The sequence below is a fragment of the Robbsia sp. KACC 23696 genome (assembly GCF_039852015.1).
Lineage (GTDB): Bacteria > Pseudomonadota > Gammaproteobacteria > Burkholderiales > Burkholderiaceae > Robbsia.
Genome location: NZ_CP156626.1, coordinates 3,047,689 through 3,070,282, shown reverse-complemented (window position 1 = coordinate 3,070,282; position 22,594 = coordinate 3,047,689). Strand labels below are relative to the sequence as shown.

At 63.4% G+C, this 22,594-nt stretch carries 21 protein-coding genes; 14 read left to right on the top strand and 7 right to left on the bottom strand.

What is annotated here, in order from left to right; all coding sequences use genetic code 11:
• Positions 1 to 105: 105 nt before the first annotated feature.
• The 3 genes from yajC to queA all read right to left on the bottom strand — a co-directional run bounded on the left by yajC (position 106) and on the right by queA (position 2,908).
• The gene (gene yajC / locus ABEG21_RS12850; RefSeq protein ID WP_347556779.1) at positions 106 to 372 is read right to left on the bottom strand and encodes a preprotein translocase subunit YajC; all 267 of its coding nucleotides are present in this window, start codon (positions 370 to 372) and stop codon (positions 106 to 108) included.
• Positions 373 to 657: 285 nt separating this feature from the next.
• Entirely contained in the window at positions 658 to 1,788 is a 1,131-nt protein-coding gene (tgt, locus tag ABEG21_RS12845; protein ID WP_347554956.1) for a tRNA guanosine(34) transglycosylase Tgt, read from the bottom strand.
• On the bottom strand, positions 1,775 to 2,908 hold the full coding sequence (gene queA, locus ABEG21_RS12840) for a tRNA preQ1(34) S-adenosylmethionine ribosyltransferase-isomerase QueA (protein ID WP_347554955.1): 1,134 nt from the start codon (positions 2,906 to 2,908) through the stop codon (positions 1,775 to 1,777). Before queA ends, tgt begins: the two co-directional genes overlap by 14 nt.
• 182 nt (positions 2,909 to 3,090) lie before the next feature.
• Here queA and recG point away from each other — a divergent pair, with 182 nt between their 5' ends.
• The 13 genes from recG (at position 3,091) to ABEG21_RS12775 (ending at position 18,201) form a co-directional block, all read left to right on the top strand.
• Positions 3,091 to 5,478: an ATP-dependent DNA helicase RecG gene (gene recG / locus ABEG21_RS12835; RefSeq protein WP_347554954.1), complete on the top strand. Its 2,388-nt coding sequence runs from the start codon at positions 3,091 to 3,093 to the stop codon at positions 5,476 to 5,478.
• A 198-nt stretch (positions 5,479 to 5,676) separates the two neighbouring features.
• On the top strand, positions 5,677 to 6,636 hold the full coding sequence (locus tag ABEG21_RS12830) for a LysR substrate-binding domain-containing protein (protein WP_347554953.1): 960 nt from the start codon (positions 5,677 to 5,679) through the stop codon (positions 6,634 to 6,636).
• A gap of 88 nt (positions 6,637 to 6,724) precedes the next feature.
• Positions 6,725 to 7,378, top strand: coding sequence for a hypothetical protein (locus ABEG21_RS12825; protein WP_347554952.1), 654 nt, complete (start codon positions 6,725 to 6,727; stop codon positions 7,376 to 7,378).
• A gap of 333 nt (positions 7,379 to 7,711) precedes the next feature.
• Positions 7,712 to 9,151, top strand: coding sequence for a catalase (locus ABEG21_RS12820; RefSeq protein WP_347554951.1), 1,440 nt, complete (start codon positions 7,712 to 7,714; stop codon positions 9,149 to 9,151).
• A gap of 262 nt (positions 9,152 to 9,413) precedes the next feature.
• On the top strand, positions 9,414 to 9,902 hold the full coding sequence (locus ABEG21_RS12815) for a Dps family protein (protein WP_347554950.1): 489 nt from the start codon (positions 9,414 to 9,416) through the stop codon (positions 9,900 to 9,902).
• 348 nt (positions 9,903 to 10,250) lie between these two features.
• Positions 10,251 to 11,117 carry a 4-hydroxybenzoate octaprenyltransferase gene (ubiA, locus tag ABEG21_RS12810; RefSeq protein ID WP_347556778.1) on the top strand — a complete coding sequence of 289 codons (867 nt, stop codon included), beginning with the start codon at positions 10,251 to 10,253 and terminating at the stop codon, positions 11,115 to 11,117.
• Positions 11,118 to 11,209: 92 nt separating this feature from the next.
• A complete protein-coding gene (locus ABEG21_RS12805) occupies positions 11,210 to 12,571 on the top strand; it encodes an amino acid deaminase (RefSeq protein WP_347554949.1) in 1,362 nt (453 codons plus the stop codon).
• A 119-nt stretch (positions 12,572 to 12,690) separates the two neighbouring features.
• Positions 12,691 to 13,650, top strand: a complete 960-nt coding sequence (locus ABEG21_RS12800) for a MurR/RpiR family transcriptional regulator (RefSeq protein WP_347554948.1) — start codon at positions 12,691 to 12,693, stop codon at positions 13,648 to 13,650.
• A gap of 65 nt (positions 13,651 to 13,715) precedes the next feature.
• Complete coding sequence (locus ABEG21_RS12795; protein WP_347556777.1) at positions 13,716 to 15,236, top strand: D-aminoacylase; 1,521 nt, start codon at positions 13,716 to 13,718, stop codon at positions 15,234 to 15,236.
• Positions 15,237 to 15,276: 40 nt separating this feature from the next.
• The gene (locus ABEG21_RS12790; protein WP_347554947.1) at positions 15,277 to 15,666 is read left to right on the top strand and encodes a RidA family protein; all 390 of its coding nucleotides are present in this window, start codon (positions 15,277 to 15,279) and stop codon (positions 15,664 to 15,666) included.
• Positions 15,667 to 15,961: 295 nt separating this feature from the next.
• Positions 15,962 to 17,317 carry a gluconate:H+ symporter gene (locus ABEG21_RS12785; RefSeq protein WP_347554946.1) on the top strand — a complete coding sequence of 452 codons (1,356 nt, stop codon included), beginning with the start codon at positions 15,962 to 15,964 and terminating at the stop codon, positions 17,315 to 17,317.
• A 183-nt stretch (positions 17,318 to 17,500) separates the two neighbouring features.
• Complete coding sequence (locus ABEG21_RS12780) at positions 17,501 to 17,797, top strand: type II toxin-antitoxin system MqsR family toxin (RefSeq protein ID WP_347554945.1); 297 nt, start codon at positions 17,501 to 17,503, stop codon at positions 17,795 to 17,797.
• A 2-nt stretch (positions 17,798 to 17,799) separates the two neighbouring features.
• Positions 17,800 to 18,201, top strand: a complete 402-nt coding sequence (locus ABEG21_RS12775) for a type II toxin-antitoxin system MqsA family antitoxin (protein ID WP_347556776.1) — start codon at positions 17,800 to 17,802, stop codon at positions 18,199 to 18,201.
• 29 nt (positions 18,202 to 18,230) lie between these two features.
• Here ABEG21_RS12775 and ABEG21_RS12770 read toward each other — a convergent pair whose 3' ends face one another.
• From ABEG21_RS12770 to ABEG21_RS12755, 4 genes are all read right to left on the bottom strand, one after another.
• On the bottom strand, positions 18,231 to 18,995 hold the full coding sequence (locus tag ABEG21_RS12770) for a YggS family pyridoxal phosphate-dependent enzyme (protein ID WP_347554944.1): 765 nt from the start codon (positions 18,993 to 18,995) through the stop codon (positions 18,231 to 18,233).
• Between the two features lie 72 nt (positions 18,996 to 19,067).
• The gene (locus ABEG21_RS12765; RefSeq protein ID WP_347554943.1) at positions 19,068 to 19,808 is read right to left on the bottom strand and encodes an LrgB family protein; all 741 of its coding nucleotides are present in this window, start codon (positions 19,806 to 19,808) and stop codon (positions 19,068 to 19,070) included.
• Positions 19,805 to 20,173, bottom strand: coding sequence for a CidA/LrgA family protein (locus tag ABEG21_RS12760; RefSeq protein WP_347554942.1), 369 nt, complete (start codon positions 20,171 to 20,173; stop codon positions 19,805 to 19,807). The genes ABEG21_RS12765 and ABEG21_RS12760 overlap by 4 nt, the downstream gene beginning before the upstream one ends.
• 149 nt (positions 20,174 to 20,322) lie before the next feature.
• On the bottom strand, positions 20,323 to 21,798 hold the full coding sequence (locus tag ABEG21_RS12755; protein ID WP_347554941.1) for an FAD-linked oxidase C-terminal domain-containing protein: 1,476 nt from the start codon (positions 21,796 to 21,798) through the stop codon (positions 20,323 to 20,325).
• Between the two features lie 202 nt (positions 21,799 to 22,000).
• On the opposite strand from ABEG21_RS12755, the gene ABEG21_RS12750 reads away from it, so the two are divergent.
• The gene (locus ABEG21_RS12750; protein ID WP_347554940.1) at positions 22,001 to 22,585 is read left to right on the top strand and encodes a cob(I)yrinic acid a,c-diamide adenosyltransferase; all 585 of its coding nucleotides are present in this window, start codon (positions 22,001 to 22,003) and stop codon (positions 22,583 to 22,585) included.
• Positions 22,586 to 22,594 lie beyond the last annotated feature (9 nt).

The following is a 22,594-nucleotide window of genomic DNA, read 5'->3' as shown; positions in this document are numbered from 1 at the left end:
GGGCAAAAATTGCCGAGGCAAAATGCCGCGACAACTTTCTGTCGCCCCACGCTCGCGTCCCCGCATCGACCGTTTTGTCGGAGGGGGCGGGTGGGGACGATCGGCTTACAGCGCCTTGATCGTGCCCTTCGGCAGCACGGTCGTGATCGCGCCCTTTTGGACGGTGATCTCGACGTTATCGGCGATTTGAACGCCGACATAGGCTTCGCCGACCTTGCTGATCTTGCCGACCAGGCCGCCGCTGGTGACGACTTCGTCACCCTTGTCGACGGCAGCCAACATGTTCCGATGTTCCTTTTGGCGCTTCATCTGCGGACGGATCATGATGAAGTACAGAACCACGAACATCAGGATCAGTGGCAGGAAACTCATCAGGCTGGATTCGCCGCCAGCGCCTTGTCCAAAATTAAACACGTTGCAGTCTCCGCGTGTGTCTGAAGCGATATAAAAAAAAACAGGAAAAAACAAAAGCCAAAAAGAGCGGCGTATTCTAGCACCCTGGCGACACGCCGCCGTCAGGGCATACGCGCGATCGGCGCCAAAATCCGGAAAGCGTGGCGCGTGGCGCGAAACGGGCAGCCCGGAGCGGGCGCGATCGGGGGCGTGTCGACGGCGTCGAGCGTGTCGACGCGCGCCTGATCGCGCGGCGCCGTTCGCCTAGGTGACGCCGCGCGCGCGGTCCTCCTGGAAGCGTTTCACGAATGCGTCGAATTGCCGCGCATCGATCGCGTCCCGAATCTCCTGCATCAGCGTCAGGTAGTAATGCAGGTTGTGAATCGTATTCAACTGCGCCCCGAGAATCTCGCCGATGCGGTGCAGATGGTGCAAATAGCCGCGCGTGAAGTTTTGGCAGGCGTAGCAGCCACAGGTCTCGTCCAGCGGGCGCATATCGTTCTTGAACGACGCATTCTTGATCTTCAGGTCGCCAAATCGGGTGAACAGCCAGCCATTGCGCGCATTGCGCGTGGGCATTACGCAGTCGAACATGTCCACGCCATGCGCCACGCCGTTGACCAGATCTTCCGGCGTGCCGACGCCCATCAGATAGTGCGGTTTGTCGGCGGGCAGTTTCGGGCCGGTGTGCGCGAGGATGCGCATCATGTCCGCCTTCGGCTCGCCCACGGACAGGCCGCCGATCGCCAGGCCGTCGAACGGAATCTCGCTCAGCCGCTCCAGCGATTCGTCGCGCAGATTCTCGAACATGCCGCCCTGGACGATGCCGAACAAGGCGTTGGGATTCTGCTCGCGATCGAATTCGTCGCGTGAACGCCGTGCCCAGCGCGCCGACATCCGCATCGATTCGGCCGCCAGATCGTGCGAGGTGGGGACGCCGTCGACCTGATAGGGCGTGCATTCGTCGAATTGCATGACGATGTCCGAATTCAGCACGCGCTGAATCTGCATCGAAATTTCCGGTGACAGGAAGAGCTTGTCGCCGTTGATGGGGGAGGCGAAGCGGACGCCGTCCTCGCTGATCTTGCGCAGGTCGCCAAGGCTGAATACCTGGAAACCGCCGGAATCGGTCAGAATCGGCTTGTTCCAGCCCATGAAGGCATGCAGGCCGCCATGCTGGGCGATCGTCTCCAGACCCGGACGCAGCCACAGGTGGAAGGTATTGCCCAGGACGATCTGCGCGTTGATCTCGTGCAGGTCGCGCGGGGTCATTGCCTTCACGGTGCCGTAGGTGCCCACCGGCATGAAGATCGGCGTCTCGATGACGCCGTGATCGACGGTAATGCGGCCACGGCGGGCATGGCCGTCGGTGCCGAGCAGTTCAAACTTGAGCATCGGAGTGGGCCTCGGGCGTGCGGGTCAAAAACATGGCGTCGCCATAGCTGAAGAAACGGTATTGCTGCGCGATGGCGTGGCGGTAGGCGGCGCGAATCGTCTCCACGCCGGAGAAGGCCGACACCAGCATCATCAACGTCGACTTCGGCAAATGGAAGTTCGTGATCAAGCAGTCGACGACGCGGAAGCGATAACCGGGCGTAATGAAAATATCGGTCTCCGCGCGGTGTGGCCGTAGCGGCAGCAAGGCATCGGCAGCCAGCGCCTCGGACGTCTCGGCCTGGTCGCGTGCAGCGGATTCCAGCGCGCGCATCGAGGTCGTGCCCACGGCGATCACGCGTCCGCCGGCCGCGCGCGTGGCATTGATCGCATCGGCCAGCGCCGGCGGAATCTCGTACGATTCGCTGTGCATCACGTGCTCGGCGATATTCTCGGTGCGCACCGGTTGGAACGTGCCCGCGCCCACATGCAAGGTCAGCGTCGCGCGCCCGACCCCGGCTGCATCGAGCGCCGCGAGCAACGCTTCGTCGAAATGCAGGCCTGCCGTCGGGGCCGCGACGGCCCCCGGATTGGCCGCATAGACCGTCTGGTAGCGGGTCTCGTCGCTTGCGTCCGGCGTGTGCTGGATGTACGGTGGCAGCGGCAGCCGACCGTATTGCTCGATCAGGTCCAGGCAAGGTGCCGGAAAGACCAGCGTGTAGAACTGGCCGACGCGCTCGCCGACGACGACATCGAAGGCGTCGGCAAGCCGCAGCGTCGTGCCGGGACGCGGCGACTTGCTGGCACGCACCTGGGCCAGGGCGGTCGTCCCGCCGGTGCCGTTTCGGGGCGTGCCGGCCGGGTCTTCGACCAGCCGCTCGATCAGTACCTCGACCTGGCCGCCACTTTCCTTCGTGCCGAAGAAGCGGGCTTTGAGGACCTTGGTGTCGTTGAAGACCAGCAAATCGCCGGGGCGCAGGAAGGAGACCAGATCGGCAAAACGATGGTCCGTGAGGGCCGGCGTGGCGGCTGCGGCGGGCGGCCCGACGTGCAGCAATCGGCTGGCGCTGCGTTCCGGCAGCGCATATTGCGCGATCAGCGCCTCGGGCAGATTAAAATCGAAATCGGAGAGCGTGTACATAAAGGAAAGCATGCTTGACGAACATGCTGTAATCGCGCGCAAACGCGGCGCCGGAGGGAGCGGATACGGTCCCGATGTGTCCTGATTCGTCGGAAGCTCCGACAGCAGGACGCGGCGGCCAAACGGGCCAGGGTGGCCCGGGCGAATGTGCAAAAGTCGTTATTGTACTGGTGATTGTGCTTATGCCTGCGGATAAGAAGGCTCCTGCGAAAAAAACCGCCGGCAGCGATGCGGCCGCCAAGTTGAACAAACTCGGGCTGGCCCGCGATATCGATCTGGTCCTGCATCTGCCGATGCGCTATGAGGACGAGACACGCATCACGCCGTTCGGACAGTTGATGCCCGGCATGCTGGCGCAGGTCGAAGTGCGCGTATTGGATTCGGAAGTGTCCTATCGGCCGCGTAAACAGTTGGTTGTACGCGTCGAGGATGCGGCGGCGCTCGCCGTTTCGGAGCGCGCGCTTGCCGGTGCCGGGGGCGCGGCGCTCGACGAGGCGCCAGGACGCGAGATGCCGGGGCGGCGTTTCGGCGAACCGCTGAGCCTGCGCTTCCTCAATTTCTACGGGTCGCAGCTGCGTCATTTCACGCCGGGCGCGCTGTTGCGTGTTCGCGGCGAGGTGCGTGGCGGCTTTCTCGGGCTCGAGATGGTGCATCCGACCTATCGCGCGGTCGAACCGGACACGCCGTTGCCTGCCGCGTTGACGCCCGTCTATCCGTCCACGGCGGGCGTCAGCCAGGCGTATCTGCGTAAGGCCATCGATAACGCGATGACCCGCACGCCCTTGCCGGAGCTGGTTCCAGCCGCCTTGATGCCGTCGCAGGAGATCGCTCGCGCCGGGCGGTTCGGCGACGGCCCGCGTGGTTTGCCGACGCTGGCCGAGGCGGTCCGCGCCTTGCATCACCCTGCCAAGGATGTCGACGAGCAGGCGCTGAGCGACCGTACGCACCCGGCGTGGGTGCGGATCAAATTCGATGAACTACTGGCCCAGCAACTGTCGCTCGCCCGCGCACGCGCCGAACGGCGGGCGCAGGCGGCGCCGGCCATGCCGGTGCCGCAACCGCTGCGGACGGCGGCCGGGTCGTCTGCGCCAGCGTCGGCGTCGGCGTCGACGCAGGAGCGCGGTTCCGAAGGGCGGCCGGATAGCAACCGCCATGCTGACCGGACCGAGCCGGCCGCCGGCTCGCTGACCGAGCGTTTACTGCGGGCCTTGCCGTTCGAACTCACCGATGCGCAGCGCAAGGTCTGCGCCGAGATTTCCGGCGACCTGGCTGTGCGTTACCCGATGCAGCGCTTATTGCAGGGCGATGTCGGCAGCGGCAAGACGGTCGTGGCCGCGTTGGCGGCGACGCAGGCGATCGATGCCGGCTATCAGGTGGCTCTGATGGCGCCCACCGAAATTCTCGCCGAGCAGCATGCGCGCAAGCTGCGCGGCTGGCTCGAACCGCTCGGCGTCCATGTGGGCTGGCTGGCGGGTAGCCTGGGTGCGAAAGCGAAGCGCGCCGCCCTCGAGGCGGCGGCGTCGGGTGTCGCGCAATTGACGATCGGCACCCATGCGATCATTCAGGACACGGTGACGTTCGCGCGCCTGGGCCTGGTGATTGTCGACGAGCAGCACCGCTTCGGTGTAGGGCAGCGGCTCGCGCTGCGGCAGAAAGCACAGAATCCGGCCGCCGCGCCGATCGGCGGCCGCGAGGTCGCGGTCGCAGCGGGCGGCACGCCGAGCTTGGCGCCTTTGGCCCCGGGCGTGCAGCCGCACCAGTTGATGATGAGTGCGACGCCGATTCCGCGGACATTGGCGATGACCTATTACGCGGACCTCGACGTCTCGACGATCGACGCGCTGCCGCCGGGACGGACGCCGATCGTGACCAAGACGATCTCCGACCTGCGGCGCGCCGAAGTGGTGGAGCGCGTCCGCCAAGCCGCCTTGCGCGGCGCGCAGATCTACTGGGTTTGCCCGTTGATCGAGGAAAGCGAGGCGTTGCAACTGCAAACCGCCGTCGATACACACGGCGCCCTGGCCGCCGCCATGCCGGAGCTGCGCATTGGCCTGATTCACGGCAAATTGGCGGCAGCGGAGAAGCAGTCGGTCATGGACGACTTCGCCGCCGCCCGCACGCATGTGCTGGTGGCGACGACCGTCATTGAGGTAGGCGTGGATGTGCCCAACGCGTCGCTGATGGTGATCGAACACGCCGAACGTTTCGGTTTGGCGCAGTTGCACCAGCTCCGAGGCCGTGTCGGACGCGGCAGCGCGGCATCCGCCTGCGTCCTGATGTATGCCCAGCCGCTGGGACAGATCGCCAAATCGCGACTGCAGACGATGCGCGACACGACGGACGGCTTCGAGATCGCGCGTCGGGACTTGGAGATTCGCGGGCCGGGCGAATTCCTCGGCGCGCGCCAGTCCGGCGCCGCCATGCTGCGATTTGCCGATCTGGAAGTGGACCGCTGGCTGGTCGAGCCGGCGCACGCGCTGGCGCAGACGCTGCTCGCCAGCGAACCGCTTGCCGCGCAAGCCCACCTGGACCGCTGGCTGGGCACGCGTGCGCAATTCCTGAAGGCCTGATCGCATCCGACCGTCGCGCCCCGGTTTCACGGCCGTGCGACGGGATCGGCCGCCCATCCGTCACCCGCGCGTGCGGCGCGCCGCCTCGCAAATCCTGCCTCAACAACGATGTGATTCTGGCGCGGGTTGGCGGATTGGAATAACCCGTGTATAAACAGAGATAAGAAAAAACCTATCGAATTTCATTTTCCGATTGTCATGACGCTTACTGAACTGAAATACATCGTCGCCGTGGCCCGTGAGCGTCACTTCGGCCGGGCCGCCGAGGCCTGCTTCGTCAGTCAGCCGACGCTGTCGGTCGCGATCAAGAAGCTCGAGGACGAGCTCGAGGTGCAGATCTTCGAACGCGGCACCAGCGAGGTCAGCGTGACGCCGGTAGGCGGTCAGATCGTGGCACAGGCCCAGCGCGTGCTGGAGCAGACGCTGGCGATCAAGGAAATCGCGAAACAGGGACAGGACCCGTTGGCCGGTCCGCTGCGGCTGGGCGTGATCTATACGATCGGACCGTATCTGCTGCCGGCGCTGGTCAAGAACATGATCGAGCTCGTGCCGCAGATGCCGTTGATGCTGCAGGAGAACTACACGGTCAAGCTGCTGGAATTGCTGAAGCAGGGCGAGCTGGACGTGGCGATCATGGCGCTGCCGTTCCCCGAAACCGGTTTGATGGTGCGGCCGCTCTACGATGAACCGTTCGTCGTGGCCGTCCCACGCGGCCACGAATGGGAGAAACGTCAGGCGATCGTCGCCGAGGACCTGAAGAAGGAAACGATGCTCTTGCTCGGCAATGGCCATTGCTTCCGCGACCAGGTTTTGGGCGTCTGTCCGGAGCTGATGCGTTTCTCGCAAAACGCCGACGGCATCCAGAAGACGTTCGAGGGCTCGTCGCTGGAGACGATTCGCCATATGGTGGCGAGCGGCGTCGGCATCACGGTGCTTCCGCGCACGTCGGTGCCACAGGCATCCGATATGGATCGCAAGACCGATAGCGGCTTGTTGTCCTATGTGCCGTTCACGGCGCCCGCGCCCGACCGCCGTGTCGTGCTGGCCTGGCGCAAGAGCTTTACCCGCCACGAGGCGATCGAAGCGGTTTGCAATGCGGTCCTCGCCTGCGATCTGCAAGGCGTGGAAAAGCTCGATCTGCCCGCCGTCGCCCAGTAAGGCATTGGTTGTGTATTAGACCGATCCTCGAGGGAACGGCGCGACAGGCGATGCGACCCAATCGTTATGCTCAATAACGAAGGCATCCATGACGATCCGTCCCTCGATCCCATCGGACGCGCGGGCGCTTGTCGCCGACGGCGCGCCCGACGCCCAGAACGCCGCCGATGCGGCGCTCGTGTCGATCGGCGGCACCGCATTGTTCAAGGAGCAGATCGGCGCCAACGATCACCGCGCCGTTCTGTGGTTCATGGGCCAGACGTCGATGGACCCGGTCGTGCATCTGACGCCCGCGTTGCGGATCGCGTTCGAGGGCATGGCGCGCTTGCAGCAGCGGGGCGATCGGCGTCAGGCGCTGTGCGCCGCCGCACAGCAGTATTGCCATACCCAACATGGTTTCGGCGCCAGCGCGAATGCACTACAGAGCGTATGGAACGGCACCGGCCCGCAGGTTTATGCGGCTGCTATCGAGAACCTGCCGGGCTTCGATGCGTTGGATGACGCCATCAAGGACGACCTTCTGGCCGTGGCGCATCTCGACGACGTGCCGATGCTCGATACGACGGTGAAACGGGTGCGGATGCCAGACTACGCGCTGGCACTGCCGTCGCTCGGCGAGTCGGTGCTATCGGTGCGAGCCGAGCGAGTCGCGGCCTTGCAGCGCGCGGCAGGAGATGATGTAGCGGCCGATATACCCGGGACGGCGTCCGCGTCGCTGTTAATGCAGTTCCCGCGTGGCTGAACGCTGCGCCGACGGAACGATGCACGCGGCAAAAGCTATCCGATAGATAAAAATAATCAATTTATAAAAATCGATAGCATAAGGTAAATTCCTCTCCATGGCATCGCATCCGGTGCCCGACGCCAGTCAATGCAATACGAGAGAGGAATCCGCCATGACCACGAACCGCACCCCGGCCCCCACCGCTGGCAATGTCCGGCAGCGCCGCGCGCAACGTACGCCGATGTCGACGCTGACACGTCTGTTCGCGCATTTCGCTCGCGCCCATTAAGGCCGACGCGCCTCGCGCGAACGCTGACCCACGACATCTTATAAATCCAACGGGGAATCCCAATGAATGACCGCATTTTGACGACTGCAGCCGGCGCACCGGTGGGTGATAACCAGAATGCCATGACCGCGGGGCCGCGCGGCCCGGTGCTGTTGCAGGACGTCTGGCTGATCGACAAGCTCGCGCATTTCAATCGTGAAGTCATCCCGGAACGTCGGGTCCACGCAAAGGGATCGGGCGCGTTCGGCACGTTCACGGTCACGCACGACATCACGCCGTTCACGAAGGCGAAGCTGTTTTCCGAGATCGGCAAGACCAGCGAGATCTTCCTGCGGTTCTCCACGGTGGCCGGCGAGCGCGGCGCGGCCGACACCGAGCGCGATGTGCGCGGCTTTTCAGTGAAGTTCTACACCGAGGAAGGCAACTGGGACGTGGTGGGCAATAACACGCCGGTGTTCTTCATCCGCGACCCGCTGAAATTTCCGGACTTCATTCACACGCAGAAACGGGATCCGCGCACCAATATGCGCAGTCCGACGGCGGCGTGGGATTTCTGGTCGCTCTCGCCGGAATCGCTGCATCAGGTGACGATTCTGATGAGCGATCGCGGTATCCCGAAAAACTATCGGCAGATGCACGGCTATGGTTCGCACACGTTTTCGATGATCAATGCGGACAACGAACGTTTCTGGGTCAAGTTCCACTTCAAGTCGAAGCAGGATGTGGAGAACTTCACCGATGCGGAAGCGGCAGCCGTTGTCGCGGGCAATCGCGAAGCGGCGCAGCAGGACTTGTACGACGCGATCGAGGATGGCAATTTCCCGGCGTGGACGGTGAAGATCCAGGTGATGCCGGAAAAGGACGCGGCGACCTATCGCTACAATCCCTTCGATATCACGAAGGTTTGGCCGCACGCGGATTATCCGTTGATCGATGTCGGCGTCATGCAGTTGAACCGCAACCCGCAGAACTATTTCGCCGATGTCGAGCAGGCGGCCTTCTCGCCCGCGAATGTCGTGCCGGGCATCGGTTTCTCGCCGGATCGCTTGTTGCAGGGCCGCTTATTTGCCTACGGCGATGCACACCGCTATCGGGTGGGGATCAATCACCATCAGATTCCGGTCAACGCCACACGCAATCCGAATGCGAATGCCTATCACCGCGACGGCTTGATGCGCGCGGACGGCAACAAGGGCGGCACGCCGAACTACGAGCCGAATCGCTTCGGCGGGTTTCCGCAGGATCCATCGGTCCTGGAGCCGGTGGAAGCGGGCGGCGATGTCATGCGCTACGATCACCGGGTCGACGACGATTATTACAGCCAGCCCGCTGCCCTGTTTCGCAGTTTCGACGACGCGCAGAAGCAGCGGCTTTTCGGCAATATCGCCCGGTCGATCGCGAGCGTTCCCGAGGACATCGTAGCGCGCCAGGTGGCCCATTTCCGCCGCGTCGATCCGGCCTATGCCGATGGCGTGATCGCGGCGCTGGAAAATCTCCGCTAAACAGGTTGCGTAAGCAAAAAACTATCGTATATATAAAAACGATTGATTTTATTTATTGGATAGGTCCGGCTACACTGCTTTACATGGATGCACGTCGGACGAACTGAACGACGTTACATCCCGGCGTGAGTGACGACGCGTAGATCATCGATGTCGGGTAGGCTGCTAGTCCCAGGTCGTCGTTCGAGGCGGAATGGAAATGCAAAGCGCGCGACGGAAATGAATCCGCTAAACTTGCACGGACAATAACAGGAGTGCTGCAATGGGCAAGAAAGAGAAGAGCATCGCGGTCAACATCGGCATCAGCGACGACGATCGCAAGAAGTTGGCGGACGGCCTGAGCCGTTTGCTGGCAGATACGTACACGCTGTACCTGAAGACGCATTATTTTCACTGGAATGTGACCGGTCCGCAGTTCAACTCGCTGCACACGATGTTCGAGACGCAGTACACGGAATTGGCCGTGGCGTCGGACGACATCGCCGAACGGATCCGCGCGTTGGGGTATTTCGCACCGGGCAGCTATAAGGAATTTGCCAAGCTGACGACGATCGCCGAATCGGATGGCGTGCCGGATGCAGGCGCGATGATTCAGCAACTGGTCGAAGGGCAGGAAGCCGTCGTGCGCACCGCGCGCGCGATCTTCCCGATCTGCGATGCCGCCGGCGACGAGCCGACCGCCGATCTGCTGACGCAACGTATGCAAACGCACGAAAAGACCGCATGGATGCTGCGCTCGCTGCTGGCTTGATCGCTGCCGAGGTGCGGGATACGTAGCAGGGTCGATGCGGCGCTGCGCCGCCTGCGCGATGCCCGATGTGTTTCTCGCGGACCGCCCGACTTTCCCGATAACGGGACTGTCTGGCGGTCCGCGTTGCATTTGTGCCGCGCCGAGAGGGATGCGCGGCCGGCCGCCGTTGCCCTCGGGCCGCGATGCGGCGCCCGTTTCGATGATCCGTGTATCATGCTTTCACGCTAGCGAGGATGCATGATGCCGTACGTTTCACCTTCCCCTTCATCGCCCCAATCTCCCAATTCCCTGCCGCCCGCAGGGGGGCCGACCGGCCAACCGAACGGCGGTCCGGGTCCGCTGGCGCGGCTGCGCGCACGCTTGCCGCTGTATCTGCGGCTAATCCGGATGGACAAGCCGATTGGCAGCTTGCTGCTGCTCTGGCCGACCTTGAATGCCTTGTGGATTGCCTCCAACGGACATCCGCGGCCTGGCTTGCTGCTGATCTTCATCGTCGGCACGATTTTGATGCGCTCCGCCGGATGTGCGATCAATGACTACGCCGACCGCGACTTCGACAAGCATGTGAAGCGCACGGAAAACCGGCCGCTGACGTCGGGACGGATTCGTGCCTGGGAAGCGCTGGCGTTGGCCGGCGGGCTGGCGGTGCTGTCGTTCCTGTTGATTCTGCCGCTGAATGGGTTGACGAAATGGCTGTCGCTCATTGCCGTGTTCGTGGCGGGAACCTATCCCTTCCTGAAGCGCTTCTTCGCGATCCCGCAGGCCTATCTCGGCATCGCCTTCGGCTTTGGTATTCCGATGGCCTTTGCCGCCGTGCAGAACGATGTGCCGCCGCTGGCCTGGTTGATGCTGCTGGCCAACGTGTTTTGGGCCGTCGCCTATGACACCGAGTACGCGATGGTCGATCGCGACGACGATTTGAAGATCGGCATGCGCACCTCGGCGATTACCTTCGGTCGCTTCGATGTGGCTGCCGTAATGGGCTGCTATCTGGTGTTCCTGGCGATCTATTCCGGCATCGGCGCCGCGCTGGGCTATGGGCTGCCTTTCGTGGTCGGCTTGGTACTGGCCGCCGCCTGCGTCATCTATCACCATCGCCTGATCGCGCAGCGGGATCGGGCCGGTTGCTTCAAGGCATTTCTGCACAACAACTGGCTCGGTGCCGCCGTTTTCTTCGGCATCGCCGCGCAATACTGGCTACCCGGCGTACGCTGACGAAAATTATTTTCACCTATTGCATTTCGGTTTCGCCTCGCCTAGCATGCGTTTCAGTGCTTTAGCGCGACAAATTCCAGGGAGGCAGGGCAATGAGTGAAAATAATTTTCAATCGTCGAAGCAAGCCGCCGCATTGCGGGCGGATGCGCATCCGGCGCTGGATCGTTTCGGCAAGGGGCTCGCCGCCGATGTCGCGCATTGTGCTGTCGAAGACGTTGCCGCGCGCGGTTGGGAGATTCTGCGTGAGGATGTCAGTCTGCCGGTGGCCGTGCTGCGCGAAGCGCGCATCACGCACAACCTGCAATGGATGCAGTCCTTCATCGACCGCTACCAGGTCAAGCTGGCCCCGCACGGCAAGACGACGATGAGCCCGGCGCTGTTCCAGCGTCAGTTGGCGCACGGCGCCTGGGGCATCACCTTGGCCACCGCGCCGCAGACCCGCGCGGCTTTCGGTCATGGCGTGCGTCGCGTGCTGTTGGCGAACCAACTGGTGGGTCGCGCCAATATGGCCATCATCGCGGCACTGCAACAGGCCGATCCCGCGTTCGAATTCTGCTGCTGCGTCGACTCTGTCGAGAACGTCGAGGCGCTCGGCGCCTATTTCACGGCGAACGGTCAACGACTGCGCGTGCTGCTGGAATATGGCGTGCCGGGCGGCCGGACCGGCGTGCGCGACGTTGCGCAGGAAGAAGCGGTGCGTCAGGCGGTACGTCGCTGGCCAGCGCTGTCGCTGATCGGCGTCGAGCTGTACGAAGGCGTGCTGAGCGAAGAGGGCCCGATCCGCGACTTTCTGCGCCAGGTCTGCGCGCGTATCCAGGCGATTGCCGCGGCCGGCGACTTTGCGGCAGGCGATGCGACCTTCCAGCATGACGGCGCGCCGATGGCGCCGATTCTCTCCGGCGCCGGTTCGGCGTGGTATGACGTGGTCGCCGAAGAATTCACCGCCGGCGCGGCGGGATTGGAACTGGTGTTGCGTCCCGGCTGCTACCTGACGCACGACGTCGGTGTCTACCGACGGGCCAACGAGCGTATTCAGGCGCACAACCCGATCGCGCGCGAAATGCAGCGCAGCCTGCTGCCGGCGCTGCAATTGTGGGCCTATGTGCAGTCCGTGCCCGAGGCCGGCAAGGCGATCGTTGCCTTGGGCAAACGCGACGCGGCCTTCGACGCCGGTTTTCCCGAAGTCTCGCTGCACTACCGACCGTCGTCGCAAGCCAATGCCGTCGATGCGGCGGGCGAACATCCGCCGGTCGCCGCGCCGGCCGATTGGAAGATCACCGCGATGATGGATCAGCATGCCTTCCTCGCCGTGCCGCCCGGCGCCGATATCCGCCCCGGCGACATGCTCTGCTTCGATATTTCGCATCCCTGCCTGACGTTCGACAAATGGAAGCAACTGCTGTTGGTGGACGAAGGCTATAAGGTGACCGGCGCCGTCACGACGTTTTTCTGAGATAGGGTGCCGCGGCGTTCCTGCAAAACAGCGACGCCGTTCCTTCTCCCCGAACCCGCCCGCGCCGACTGCCGCTGTCGCGCATTCAGCGCTTATCCGTGCCGAACCTTTTCCGTCCGATGGATCTCGTTTATCAGATCAGCGCGTTGCGCGCGCGTTTCAGCGCGACCGAGCACCGTATCGCCGATGCGTGCCTGCAGGATCTGACCTTCGCTGCGTCGGCGACGATCGATCAGCTCGCTGCCCGCGCCGGCGTCAGCCGTTCGGCCTTGTCGCGTTTTGCGAAGACGGTGGGCTGCCAGGATATCCGCGATCTGCGCATGCAATTGGCCCAGGCGCAGGCTGTCGGCGCACGCTTCGGCGGTGCCGCTGCCAGCGCTAACGCGTCGCCGGCGGCACCGACCGCGCCGACCGCGCCGACCGCGCCGACCGCGCCCGCCGATCGGCAAGGCGAAGCGTATGCCTCCGATGAAGCGGTGGCATCGACGTTCGGCGCCGTGGTGGCCGATATCCAAACGATCCTGCATGGTCAGCTCAGGCAATTCGACGCCCGCGACTTTGCGCGGGCGGTGCAATTGCTGAACGCGGCGCGTACGGTGCACAGCTATGGGATGGGCGGCGCATCGACGGTGATGGCGGACGAGTGCCAGCATCGCCTCGTGCGCCTGGGCAAGCCGGTGGCGGCGTATCACGACCCGGTGTTGATGCGGATGACCAGTGCCGTGGCGGGGCCGGATCATCTGATCCTCGCCTTGTCGATGAGCGGCTTGACGCCGGAATTGCTGGACGCGGTGCGGATCGGTCAGCGATACGGGGCGAAGGTCCTCGCCATCACGATGCCGCATTCGCCGTTGGCGGCGCTGGCCGACGTGACCTTGCCGTTACGCGTCGACGAAACGGACTTTATCTATAAGCCGACCGCGGCACGCTACGGCATGTTGCTGTCGATCGATATCCTGATGACGCAGTTCGCGCTTCTGCACGCGGAGCAGAACCAGGAACGACTGCGCCGTGTCAAATTGGTGTTGGATAGTTATCGCAACGACGGTCGGCATGACCGACTGCCGCTCGGCGATTGAACGCAGAGGAGACGAGCATGACGAACCGTCACGAAGACAGCAGGACGATGGGCAACGACAATGCGATGCGACGCGTGCGATCGGCCGAGGCGCGGCCGGTCTACGACACGATCATCCACGATGTCGAAGTGGAAGACGGCAGCGGGGGCCCCGCCTATCGCGCCGATGTCGCGCTGCGCGACGGCCGCATCGTCGACATCATGGCGCCGGGCGATTTGCTGCGGCTCAAGGCGAGTGCGCGCCACGACGATATCGACGGTCGGGGGCTGGTGCTGGCACCCGGCTTCATCGATGCCCACACTCATGACGATACCGTCGCGATCCGCCTGCCGGAGATGCTGCCGAAGGTGTCGCAAGGTGTCACGACGGTGATCGTCGGCAATTGCGGCATCAGTGCCTCGCCGGTGCGCTTGCGCGACCCGTCGGTGCCGGCACCGGATCCGATGAATCTGCTCGGCACGCCCGATGTCTTTCGCTATCCGACCTTTGCCGCCTATCGCGCGGCAGTAGATGCCGCGCAGCCGGCGGTCAATGTCGGCGCGCTGATCGGCCATACGGCGCTGCGCAGCAATCATCTCGACCGTTTCGACCGCGCCGCGACGGAAGCCGAAGTCGCCGCGATGCGCGCGGAATTGGACGCCTCGCTGGCCGACGGCGCGCTGGGTCTGAGCACCGGCCTGGCCTATGGCAATGCCTTCGCGTCGACGCCGGAAGAGGTGCAGGGGCTGGCCCAGGTGCTGGCCGATCATGGCGCCGTCTACACCACGCATCTGCGTAGCGAATTCGCGCCGATCCTCGAGGCGCTGGAAGAGGCGTATGCGGTGGGTCGGGCGGCACGCGCGCCGGTCATCGTCTCGCATCTGAAATGCGCGGGTGCCGGCAATTGGGGGCGCAGCGCCGAAGTGCTGGAAAGCGTCGCGGGCGCGGCACGTTATCAGCCGGTGGGCTGCGACTGCTACCCCTATGCGGCCAGCTCGTCGACGCTGGATCTGAAGCAGGTGACCAGCGATTTTCCGATCAAGATCACGTGGTCGACGCCGCATCCGGAGCAGGCGGGCCGGCACCTGGCCGATATCGCCGCCGACTGGCAGGTGTCGCTCGACGAAACGGCGCGGCGGCTGCAGCCGGCCGGTGCCGTCTACTACAACATGGACGAGAACGATGTGCAGCGCATCCTGCTGCATCCGCTGACGATGTTCGGCTCCGATGGCTTGCCGGAGGATCCCCGGCCGCATCCGCGGCTATGGGGGGCTTTTCCGCGCATCCTCGGTCATTACAGCCGCGATCTCGCGCTGATGCCGCGCAGCGTCGCCGTCCACAAGATGACCGGTCTGCCCGCATCGCGTTTCGGCCTGACCGAGCGGGGCGAGATCCGCTCCGGTTATTGGGCGGACCTGACCTTGTTCGATCCGGCCACGATCATCGACGTGGCCACCTTCGACGATCCGGTTCAAGCGGCGGCAGGCATCGCCGCGGTCTGGGTCAATGGCACGCTGACCTATCGCAACGGTCGACTGACGGGCGCACGGGGCGGCCGCTTCGTCGCACGCGGCCCGATCGACGCGGCAACGATGCCGACGATCTGACGACTTCAATTCCTTTTAATCGAGCAGGAGTATCGACAACATGACGGACATCAAACGCTATGGCGTAGAAGGCGGCAAAGGCACGGGCGGACAGAACTTGCCGTTTGCGCGGGCGACGCAAGCCGATGGGTGGCTGTGGGTGTCGGGGCAGACGCCGATGGTCAATGGCGAGGTGGTGGAGGGCGGTATCGTTACGCAATCGCATCAGGCCATCCGCAATCTGCTAGCCATCCTCGAAGAGGCCGGCTATGGTCCGGAGCACGTGATGCGCTGCGGCGTCTGGCTCGACGACGCGCGCGACTTCATGTCGTTCAATCGCGTCTTCGCCGAGTATTTCGGTGCGAACCCGCCCGCGCGCGCCTGTGTGCAATCGAGCATGGTCATCGACTGCAAGGTCGAAGTCGATTGCGTCGCCTATAAGAAGCCCTGAGAAAAGCGCCGCGGTGGGAACGCCGATGGTCATGGCAATGATCGCCGTGGCCAGGGTATCGCACCGCGCCGGCATCCGGCGATGCGCGGTGCGGAGCTCGCGTTGCCACCGCCGCCGAAATACGGCCGGAGCGATGTAAGCGTTGTCAACGGGGAGGCGTCCGCCCCCATTGGTCGCGCGTCGGGCACGCAACAAACGCATAAAAGAAGAACACCCGGGCTGGCGGATGCCCGAAAATACGCCGCCGCAGCCAACAATTTCAATACAATACGCGACCGATTCAGGAGAAAAAAAGATGGCACCCGTTCATGGAGGGATGCTGCTGGTGTACGCACTGGTAGCGGTGATCGCGCTGATCGTGCTGATCGCGAAATTCAAGTTGAACCCGTTCATCACCTTGATGGTGGTGTCGGTCGTGCTGGCGCTGGTGGTCGGCATGCCGATTCCGACGATCGTGAAGTCTTTTGAGACGGGCGTTGGCGGTGCATTGGGGCACATTGCCATCGTGGTGGGTCTCGGGACGATGCTCGGCAAGATGATGGCCGAATCGGGCGGCGCGGAACGCATCGCGCAGACCATGATCAACGCGTTCGGCGTGAAGAACGTCGAGTGGGCGATGATGTGCATCGGCTTCCTGGTCGGTCTGCCCGTGTTCTTCGAAGTGGGCTTCGTGCTGTTGGTGCCTATCGCGTTCAACGTGGCGCGTCGCACCGGCGTCTCGATGATCAAGGTCGGCTTGCCGATGATTGCCGGTCTGTCGGTCGTGCACGGTCTCGTGCCGCCGCATCCGGCCGCGCTGCTGGCGGTAAGTGCTTACAACGCCGATATCGGCCGAACGATCATGTTCGCGCTGATCGTGGGTATCCCGACGGCGATCTGCGCCGGTCCGCTGTGGGCGAAGTTCATCGCGCCGCACATCACCTTGCCGGAACACAATCCGATCGCCGATCAGTTTACGGCGAAGGATGACGGGACGAAGCGCGATTTGCCGAGCTTCGGCCTGACGCTGGTGACGGTGTTGCTGCCGGTTGCGTTGATGCTGGTCGGCAGTTGGGCCGATCTGATCACGACGCCGAAGTCGACGGCAAACGATCTGCTGCGCTTGCTCGGCAATCCCGATATGGCGCTGCTGCTGGCGGTGTTGTTGAGTTTCTATACGTTCGGCAAGGCGCGTGGCTTTACGCGCGACATGATCCTGAAGTGGTCGAACGATTGCCTCGCACCGACGGCCAGCATCACGCTGGTGGTGGGCGCCGGTGCCGGTTTCGGTCGTATCTTGATGGATAGCGGGACGTCGAAGGCGATCGTCGATGTGGCAACCGGTGCGCACGTGCCCTTGCTGATATTGGCCTGGCTGGTGGCGGCGCTGATCCGTCTGGCGACGGGTTCCGCCACGGTGGCGATGACGACGGCGGCCGGCATCATCGCCCCGATCGCGGCGGCGGCCACCGGGACGCGTCCGGAATTGCTGGTATTGGCAACCGGGGCGGGCTCCTTGATCTTCTCGCACGTCAACGACGGCGGCTTCTGGCTGATCAAGGAATACCTGAACATGACCGTCGCGCAGACCTTCAAGACGTGGTCCGTGCTGGAGACGATCATTTCCGTCGTGGCATTGGCATTGACCTTGGGGCTGTCCGTGGTGGTGTGATCACCCTGAACGGACTGCGGTAGAAAAGACGCCGGCGTGTGCATGACTGCACCGCCGGCGTTTTTTTACGCGCCGCGCACGCCGTGGTCGCGTCGACCGAAGAGGGCCGAGCCGTTTCAAAATGGACGACGAACGAAAATTTAACCTACTTGCCAAATTATACCAAGTAGGTTAAATTGCGTAATGGAAAAAAGTGCGCCTCACTGTAAGCTGTCGGTTATCAAAGTCTTAGTGGAAGCTGGCAACGTTCGTACTACGCACTCGGCTCGTGCGGGCGCAAACGCGCTAGGACTTTCGCTGAGCGACATGTTGGATATCGTGTTGGCGCTGACATCGGCGGATTTCTTCAAAAGCATGACCACTTACGCCGATCACACCGTGTGGCAAGACGTCTATCGTCCACGCACGCCAGTCGGCGATGTTTATCTAAAACTAACGGTCGTCGCTGACGTGCTGATCGTGTCTTTCAAGGAGCTATGACTGTGAAATGTCCAGTTTGTGGTGCTGCGGAATTGATTCACGATACGCGCGACCAAACCTACACTTATAAGGGCGCGCACACCGTCATCGCTGCCGTTACAGGTGATTTTTGTCCTGCTTGTTCGGAGTCCCTCCTCGATGCAGCCGAATCGGCGCGTGTCATGCGCGAGATGCGCGCGTTTTCCAAGCAGGTAAATGCAGCGATTGTCGATCCGAGCTTCATTGCGGAGGTGCGCAAGAAATTGGACCTCGATCAACGCGAGGCGGCCGAAATCTTTGGCGGCGGTATCAACGCTTTTTCGAGATACGAGAACGGAAAGACCAAGCCGCCCCTGGCTTTGGTCAAGTTGTTTAAGCTACTGGATCGCCATCCCGATTTGCTCGAAGAGGTCAGAACGGCTTGATGGATTAGCGTCCTATCCTGACAGGCTGATTACGCGCCGCGCACGCCGTGGCCGCGTCGACCGAAGAGGGCCGAGCCGATACGCACTAGCGTACTGCCTTCTTGAATGGCCGCCTCGAGATCGTCCGACATGCCCGCCGATACCGTGTCGAGGTCGAAACCCGCCTCGCGGGCCGCGATCAGCAACTGCTGCAAGGCGCGATGCGGCGCCCGCTTCGCTTCCGGCGATGCATCGCTGCCCACGGCAGCCGGAATAGCCATCAGGCCGCGCAACGTCAGACGCGGCAGTGCCGCGATGTCACGAATCAATGCCAGCGTATCGGCCGGCGCTACACCGCTCTTGCTCGGCTCATCGCTGATATTCACCTGAACGCAGATATTCAGCGGCGGTAAATCGGTCGGGCGCTGTTCCGACAGGCGCGTGGCGATCTTCAAGCGATCCACCGTATGCACCCAATCGAACGCCTCGGCGACCGCACGCGTCTTGTTGCTCTGCAACGGGCCGATGAAATGCCACTCCAAGTCCGCCCGCAGGTCGCGCAATGCGGCGATCTTCTCCACCGCTTCCTGTACATAGTTCTCGCCAAACGCATGCTGACCGAAGGCATGTACGCGACGCACATCGTCGGCGGGAAACGTTTTTGAGACAGCGAGCAGGCGAACGCTGTCCGGCGTGCGATGGGCTTGCCGGGCGGCGTCGCTTATTCGCGCCTGCACCGCGTCGAACTGCGCGTGCAAGCGTGTGCGGTCATGGCTGTCGGCGGGGGACGGAGAGGACGCAGGGGACGATGACATGGCGCGATCAAGGGGAAAGACAAAAGCCGAAGGTCTCACGGTATCACTTTCGTGCAGGGCCGGTTAGCGATATCAGCCGCCGAGCCAGGCGGCCAGCAAGGGCAGCAGGAAAGGGACGACGATCGCGGTGAAGATCGCATTGATGCCCATTCCCAGCCCTGAGAACGCACCCATTTCGGCGCTGGTCTGGAAGGCGCGGGCCGTGCCGATACCGTGCGATGCCACGCCGATCGCAAAGCCGCCCGCCTCGTGCTCACGCACGCGCAGCAGGCGCAGGATCGTCGGGCCGAGCACGGCGCCGGTGATGCCGGTGGCGATGACCAGCACCGCCGTCAGGGAAGGCAGGCCGCCGATTTTTTCGGAAATGGCCATCGCGATCGGCGTCGTCACCGATTTCGGTGCCAATGACGCCACCGTCTGCCACGGGAGCCCCAGCCAGTGCGCGACGAAGACTGCGGACAGAATGGCGGTCAGCGAGCCGGCGACCAGGCCGCCCAGCAAGGGCAGCAGCGAGCGCCGCAGCTTTGCCGATTGGCGGAACAAAGGCACCGCGAGCGCCACCGTTGCCGGACCGAGCAGAAAGTGAATCATCTGCGCGCCCTGGAAGTACGTTGCGTACGGCGTATGCGTCAGCGACAACACCAGCACGATCAGGACGATCGAGATCAATACCGGATTGGCCAGCGGATGCGAGCCGGACCGGCGAAAGAGCACCAAGGCGATCAGGTAGGCACAGAGCGTGAGCACCAAGGCAAACACCGGCGATGCCGATATATGCGTCCAGATTGCCGCCAGGTCGAGAGAGCCGGTCATTGCGCCACCTGCCGGTGTTTCTCTTTGCTGCAGACCCGCATCAAGGCGCGTGTGACCAGCGCCGTGACGGCGATCGCGAGAATGGCACTGATCAACAAGGTGACGACGATGGCCGGCAGTTCTCCGCCAACCTGCGAACCGAAGGCCATCACGCCGGCTCCGGCCGGCACGAACAGCAGCGACAAATGCTTAAGCAAGGTATCGGCCGCCGGTTCGACGGTCCGGGCCGCGCCCGGACGGCATAACAGGAAAATGAATAACAGGATCATGCCGATGACCGGACCCGGGATCGGCAGATGAAACAACAGGGCGAGGGCTTCGCCCAGCAATTGAAAGCCCAGCAGGGCGGCTAATGCGGCAAGCATATGCAACGATCGGATAAGCAAAAAAAATCCTCGGCGCGAAGCCGAGGGGGGCGACCGGGCTGATGCCGCGGTCGTCTCGAATAGACTGTGCGCGTCCTGTCGATGCATCGCCGGTGCGCCGCTGAGGCACGCCGGACGACGCCGTCAGATCAGGCAGCGGCGAGAGGCAGCGTCGGCCCGTCGAAGGCGAAGATCTTGCCCGGGTTCATCAGATTCTTCGGATCGAGCGCATGCTTGATCGCGCGCATCACGCCGATCAGATCTTCGCCGTGTTCCTCGATCAGGAAGCCCATCTTGTGCAGGCCGATGCCATGCTCGCCGGTACAGGTGCCGTCCATCGCGATCGCGCGACGCACCAGGCGCTGGTTCAAGGCCTCGCCCTTTTCAAACTCGCCCTCGGTATTCGGATCGACCAGAATCAGCACGTGGAAATTACCGTCCCCGACGTGTCCGACGATCGGACATAGCAGACCCGAGGCGGCGAGATCGGTGGCGGTCTCGTTGACGCAGTCCGCCAGACGCGAGATCGGCACGCAGACATCGGTCGTGATCGCCTTGCAGCCGGGACGCAATTGCAGGAAGGCAAACAGCGCATTGTGCCGTGCGGTCCACAGCTTGTTACGGTCTTCGGGCTTCGTCGCCCATTGAAAATCCGATGCGCCGTGGCCGTCGGCCAGCTCGCGCACGGTGGCGATCTGCTCGTCGATGGCCGATTGCGAGCCTTGAAATTCGAAGAAAAGCGTCGGCGCTTCCGTCATCGACAGCTTCGAATACTCGTTCAAGGCGCGGATCGCGAGCGGATCGATGAACTCGACGCGCGAGACCGGCACACCCAGCTGGATCGTCTCGATCACCGTCTGCACCGCCTCGTTCATCGACGGGAAGGTGCAGATGGCCACCGACAGATGCTCCGGCTGCGGATACAGTCGAACCGTGACCTCGGTGATGATGCCGAGCGTGCCTTCCGAGCCGACGAACAGGCGCGTCAGGTCATAGCCCGCCGAGGACTTGCGCGCGCGCGTGCCCGTCTTGATCACGCGGCCATCGGCCAGCACAACGGTCAGGTCGAGCACATTCTCGCGCATCGAGCCGTAGTGGACCGCATTCGTGCCGGACGCGCGCGTGGACGCCATGCCGCCCAGGCTGGCATCGGCACCCGGATCGATCGGGAAGAACAAGCCCGTGTCGCGCAGGTGCTCGTTCAGCGCCTTGCGCGTCACGCCGGCCTGGACGGTGGCGGTCAGATCTTCCGCGTGCACCGACACGAGCGCATTCATTTCGGATAAATCGATCGAGATGCCGCCTTCGATCGCCAGCAATTGCCCTTCGATCGACGAACCGGCGCCGTAGGGAATGATCGGCGTGTCGTACTTGGCGCACAGCTTGACGATGTCGCTGACTTCCTCGGTTGAGTGCGCAAAGACCACGGCGTCGGGCGGCACCGGATCATAGGGCGACTCGTCACGGCCGTGGTGTTCACGGACCGCGTCGGACGTGCTGAAGCGCGTGCCGAAGCGACTCTGCAAGGCATCGAGCAATGCAGCAGACAGCGGACCGCGCGATTTCACGCCGTGCGGCGCGTGGGCGGAGGAAGCGGCCGAAGCCGAATGAGGCGCTGAGGTCATGATGGAAAGCGCGTGCCGAAGCGACGTCGTAAGTCATGGGATGACCTGAATTCTACGCTTGATTGCCGCGGCATCACGCGGTGCAACTATTCAAAGTAAGACTTCGGGTATTCGCCATCCGTTCTAAAATGCGCGATTGTCGGGCGTTGGGCTGTATTCGGACCGTGGCGCCTGGCCAAGGTCATAAAAGGAGCGGGCAAAAATGGCGACGGGAAAAGGCAACAGGCTGACGAAGATCGTGACGCGGACCGGCGACGACGGGACGACCGGGCTCGGCGATCTGTCGCGGGTGCCGAAAACGGCTTTGCGCATCGCCGCAATCGGCGACGTCGACGAGTTGAATGCGACGCTCGGGCTCTTTTCCACCGAAGCGATTCCCGAGGCCGTTCGCGCGCGCGTGATCGAAATCCAGCATCACTTGTTCAACCTCGGCGGCGAACTGGCGATGCCGGGGATGCAATATCCCGGCATCGACGACGCCGACGTCGCGCAGCTCGACGCCTGGATTGCCGACGTGAACGCCGAGCTGCCGCCGCTGCGCGAATTCATCCTGCCGGGCGGTAGCCGCGCGGCAGCGTCGGCGCATGTGGCGCGCACCGTCTGCCGACGGGCCGAACGCACCGTATGGCGTCTGGCCGCGGAAGCAGGCGCGCCGGCTGATGCCGTCTCGCGGGCCAGCCGTCTGTATCTGAATCGGCTCTCCGACCTGCTCTTCGTCATGTCGCGTCAGGTCAATCTCGCGGCCGGTCATGCCGAGGTGTACTGGCGCTCCGGACGCAATGCGTAAGATCGGTCC

Coding starts and splice junctions, on each gene's coding strand:
- ABEG21_RS12790 (WP_347554947.1), top strand. CDS start 15,277: ATGACGGACATCAAACGCTATGGCGTAGAAGGCGGCAAAGGCACGGGC.
- recG (WP_347554954.1), top strand. CDS start 3,091: ATGCCTGCGGATAAGAAGGCTCCTGCGAAAAAAACCGCCGGCAGCGAT.
- tgt (WP_347554956.1), bottom strand. CDS start 1,788: ATGCTCAAGTTTGAACTGCTCGGCACCGACGGCCATGCCCGCCGTGGC.
- ABEG21_RS12755 (WP_347554941.1), bottom strand. CDS start 21,798: ATGACCTCAGCGCCTCATTCGGCTTCGGCCGCTTCCTCCGCCCACGCG.
- ABEG21_RS12785 (WP_347554946.1), top strand. CDS start 15,962: ATGGCACCCGTTCATGGAGGGATGCTGCTGGTGTACGCACTGGTAGCG.
- ABEG21_RS12830 (WP_347554953.1), top strand. CDS start 5,677: ATGACGCTTACTGAACTGAAATACATCGTCGCCGTGGCCCGTGAGCGT.
- ABEG21_RS12795 (WP_347556777.1), top strand. CDS start 13,716: ATGCGACGCGTGCGATCGGCCGAGGCGCGGCCGGTCTACGACACGATC.
- ABEG21_RS12805 (WP_347554949.1), top strand. CDS start 11,210: ATGAGTGAAAATAATTTTCAATCGTCGAAGCAAGCCGCCGCATTGCGG.
- ABEG21_RS12780 (WP_347554945.1), top strand. CDS start 17,501: ATGGAAAAAAGTGCGCCTCACTGTAAGCTGTCGGTTATCAAAGTCTTA.
- ABEG21_RS12825 (WP_347554952.1), top strand. CDS start 6,725: ATGACGATCCGTCCCTCGATCCCATCGGACGCGCGGGCGCTTGTCGCC.
- queA (WP_347554955.1), bottom strand. CDS start 2,908: ATGTACACGCTCTCCGATTTCGATTTTAATCTGCCCGAGGCGCTGATC.
- ABEG21_RS12770 (WP_347554944.1), bottom strand. CDS start 18,995: ATGTCATCGTCCCCTGCGTCCTCTCCGTCCCCCGCCGACAGCCATGAC.
- ABEG21_RS12750 (WP_347554940.1), top strand. CDS start 22,001: ATGGCGACGGGAAAAGGCAACAGGCTGACGAAGATCGTGACGCGGACC.
- ABEG21_RS12800 (WP_347554948.1), top strand. CDS start 12,691: ATGGATCTCGTTTATCAGATCAGCGCGTTGCGCGCGCGTTTCAGCGCG.
- ABEG21_RS12815 (WP_347554950.1), top strand. CDS start 9,414: ATGGGCAAGAAAGAGAAGAGCATCGCGGTCAACATCGGCATCAGCGAC.
- yajC (WP_347556779.1), bottom strand. CDS start 372: ATGAGTTTCCTGCCACTGATCCTGATGTTCGTGGTTCTGTACTTCATC.
- ABEG21_RS12765 (WP_347554943.1), bottom strand. CDS start 19,808: ATGACCGGCTCTCTCGACCTGGCGGCAATCTGGACGCATATATCGGCA.
- ABEG21_RS12760 (WP_347554942.1), bottom strand. CDS start 20,173: ATGCTTGCCGCATTAGCCGCCCTGCTGGGCTTTCAATTGCTGGGCGAA.
- ABEG21_RS12820 (WP_347554951.1), top strand. CDS start 7,712: ATGAATGACCGCATTTTGACGACTGCAGCCGGCGCACCGGTGGGTGAT.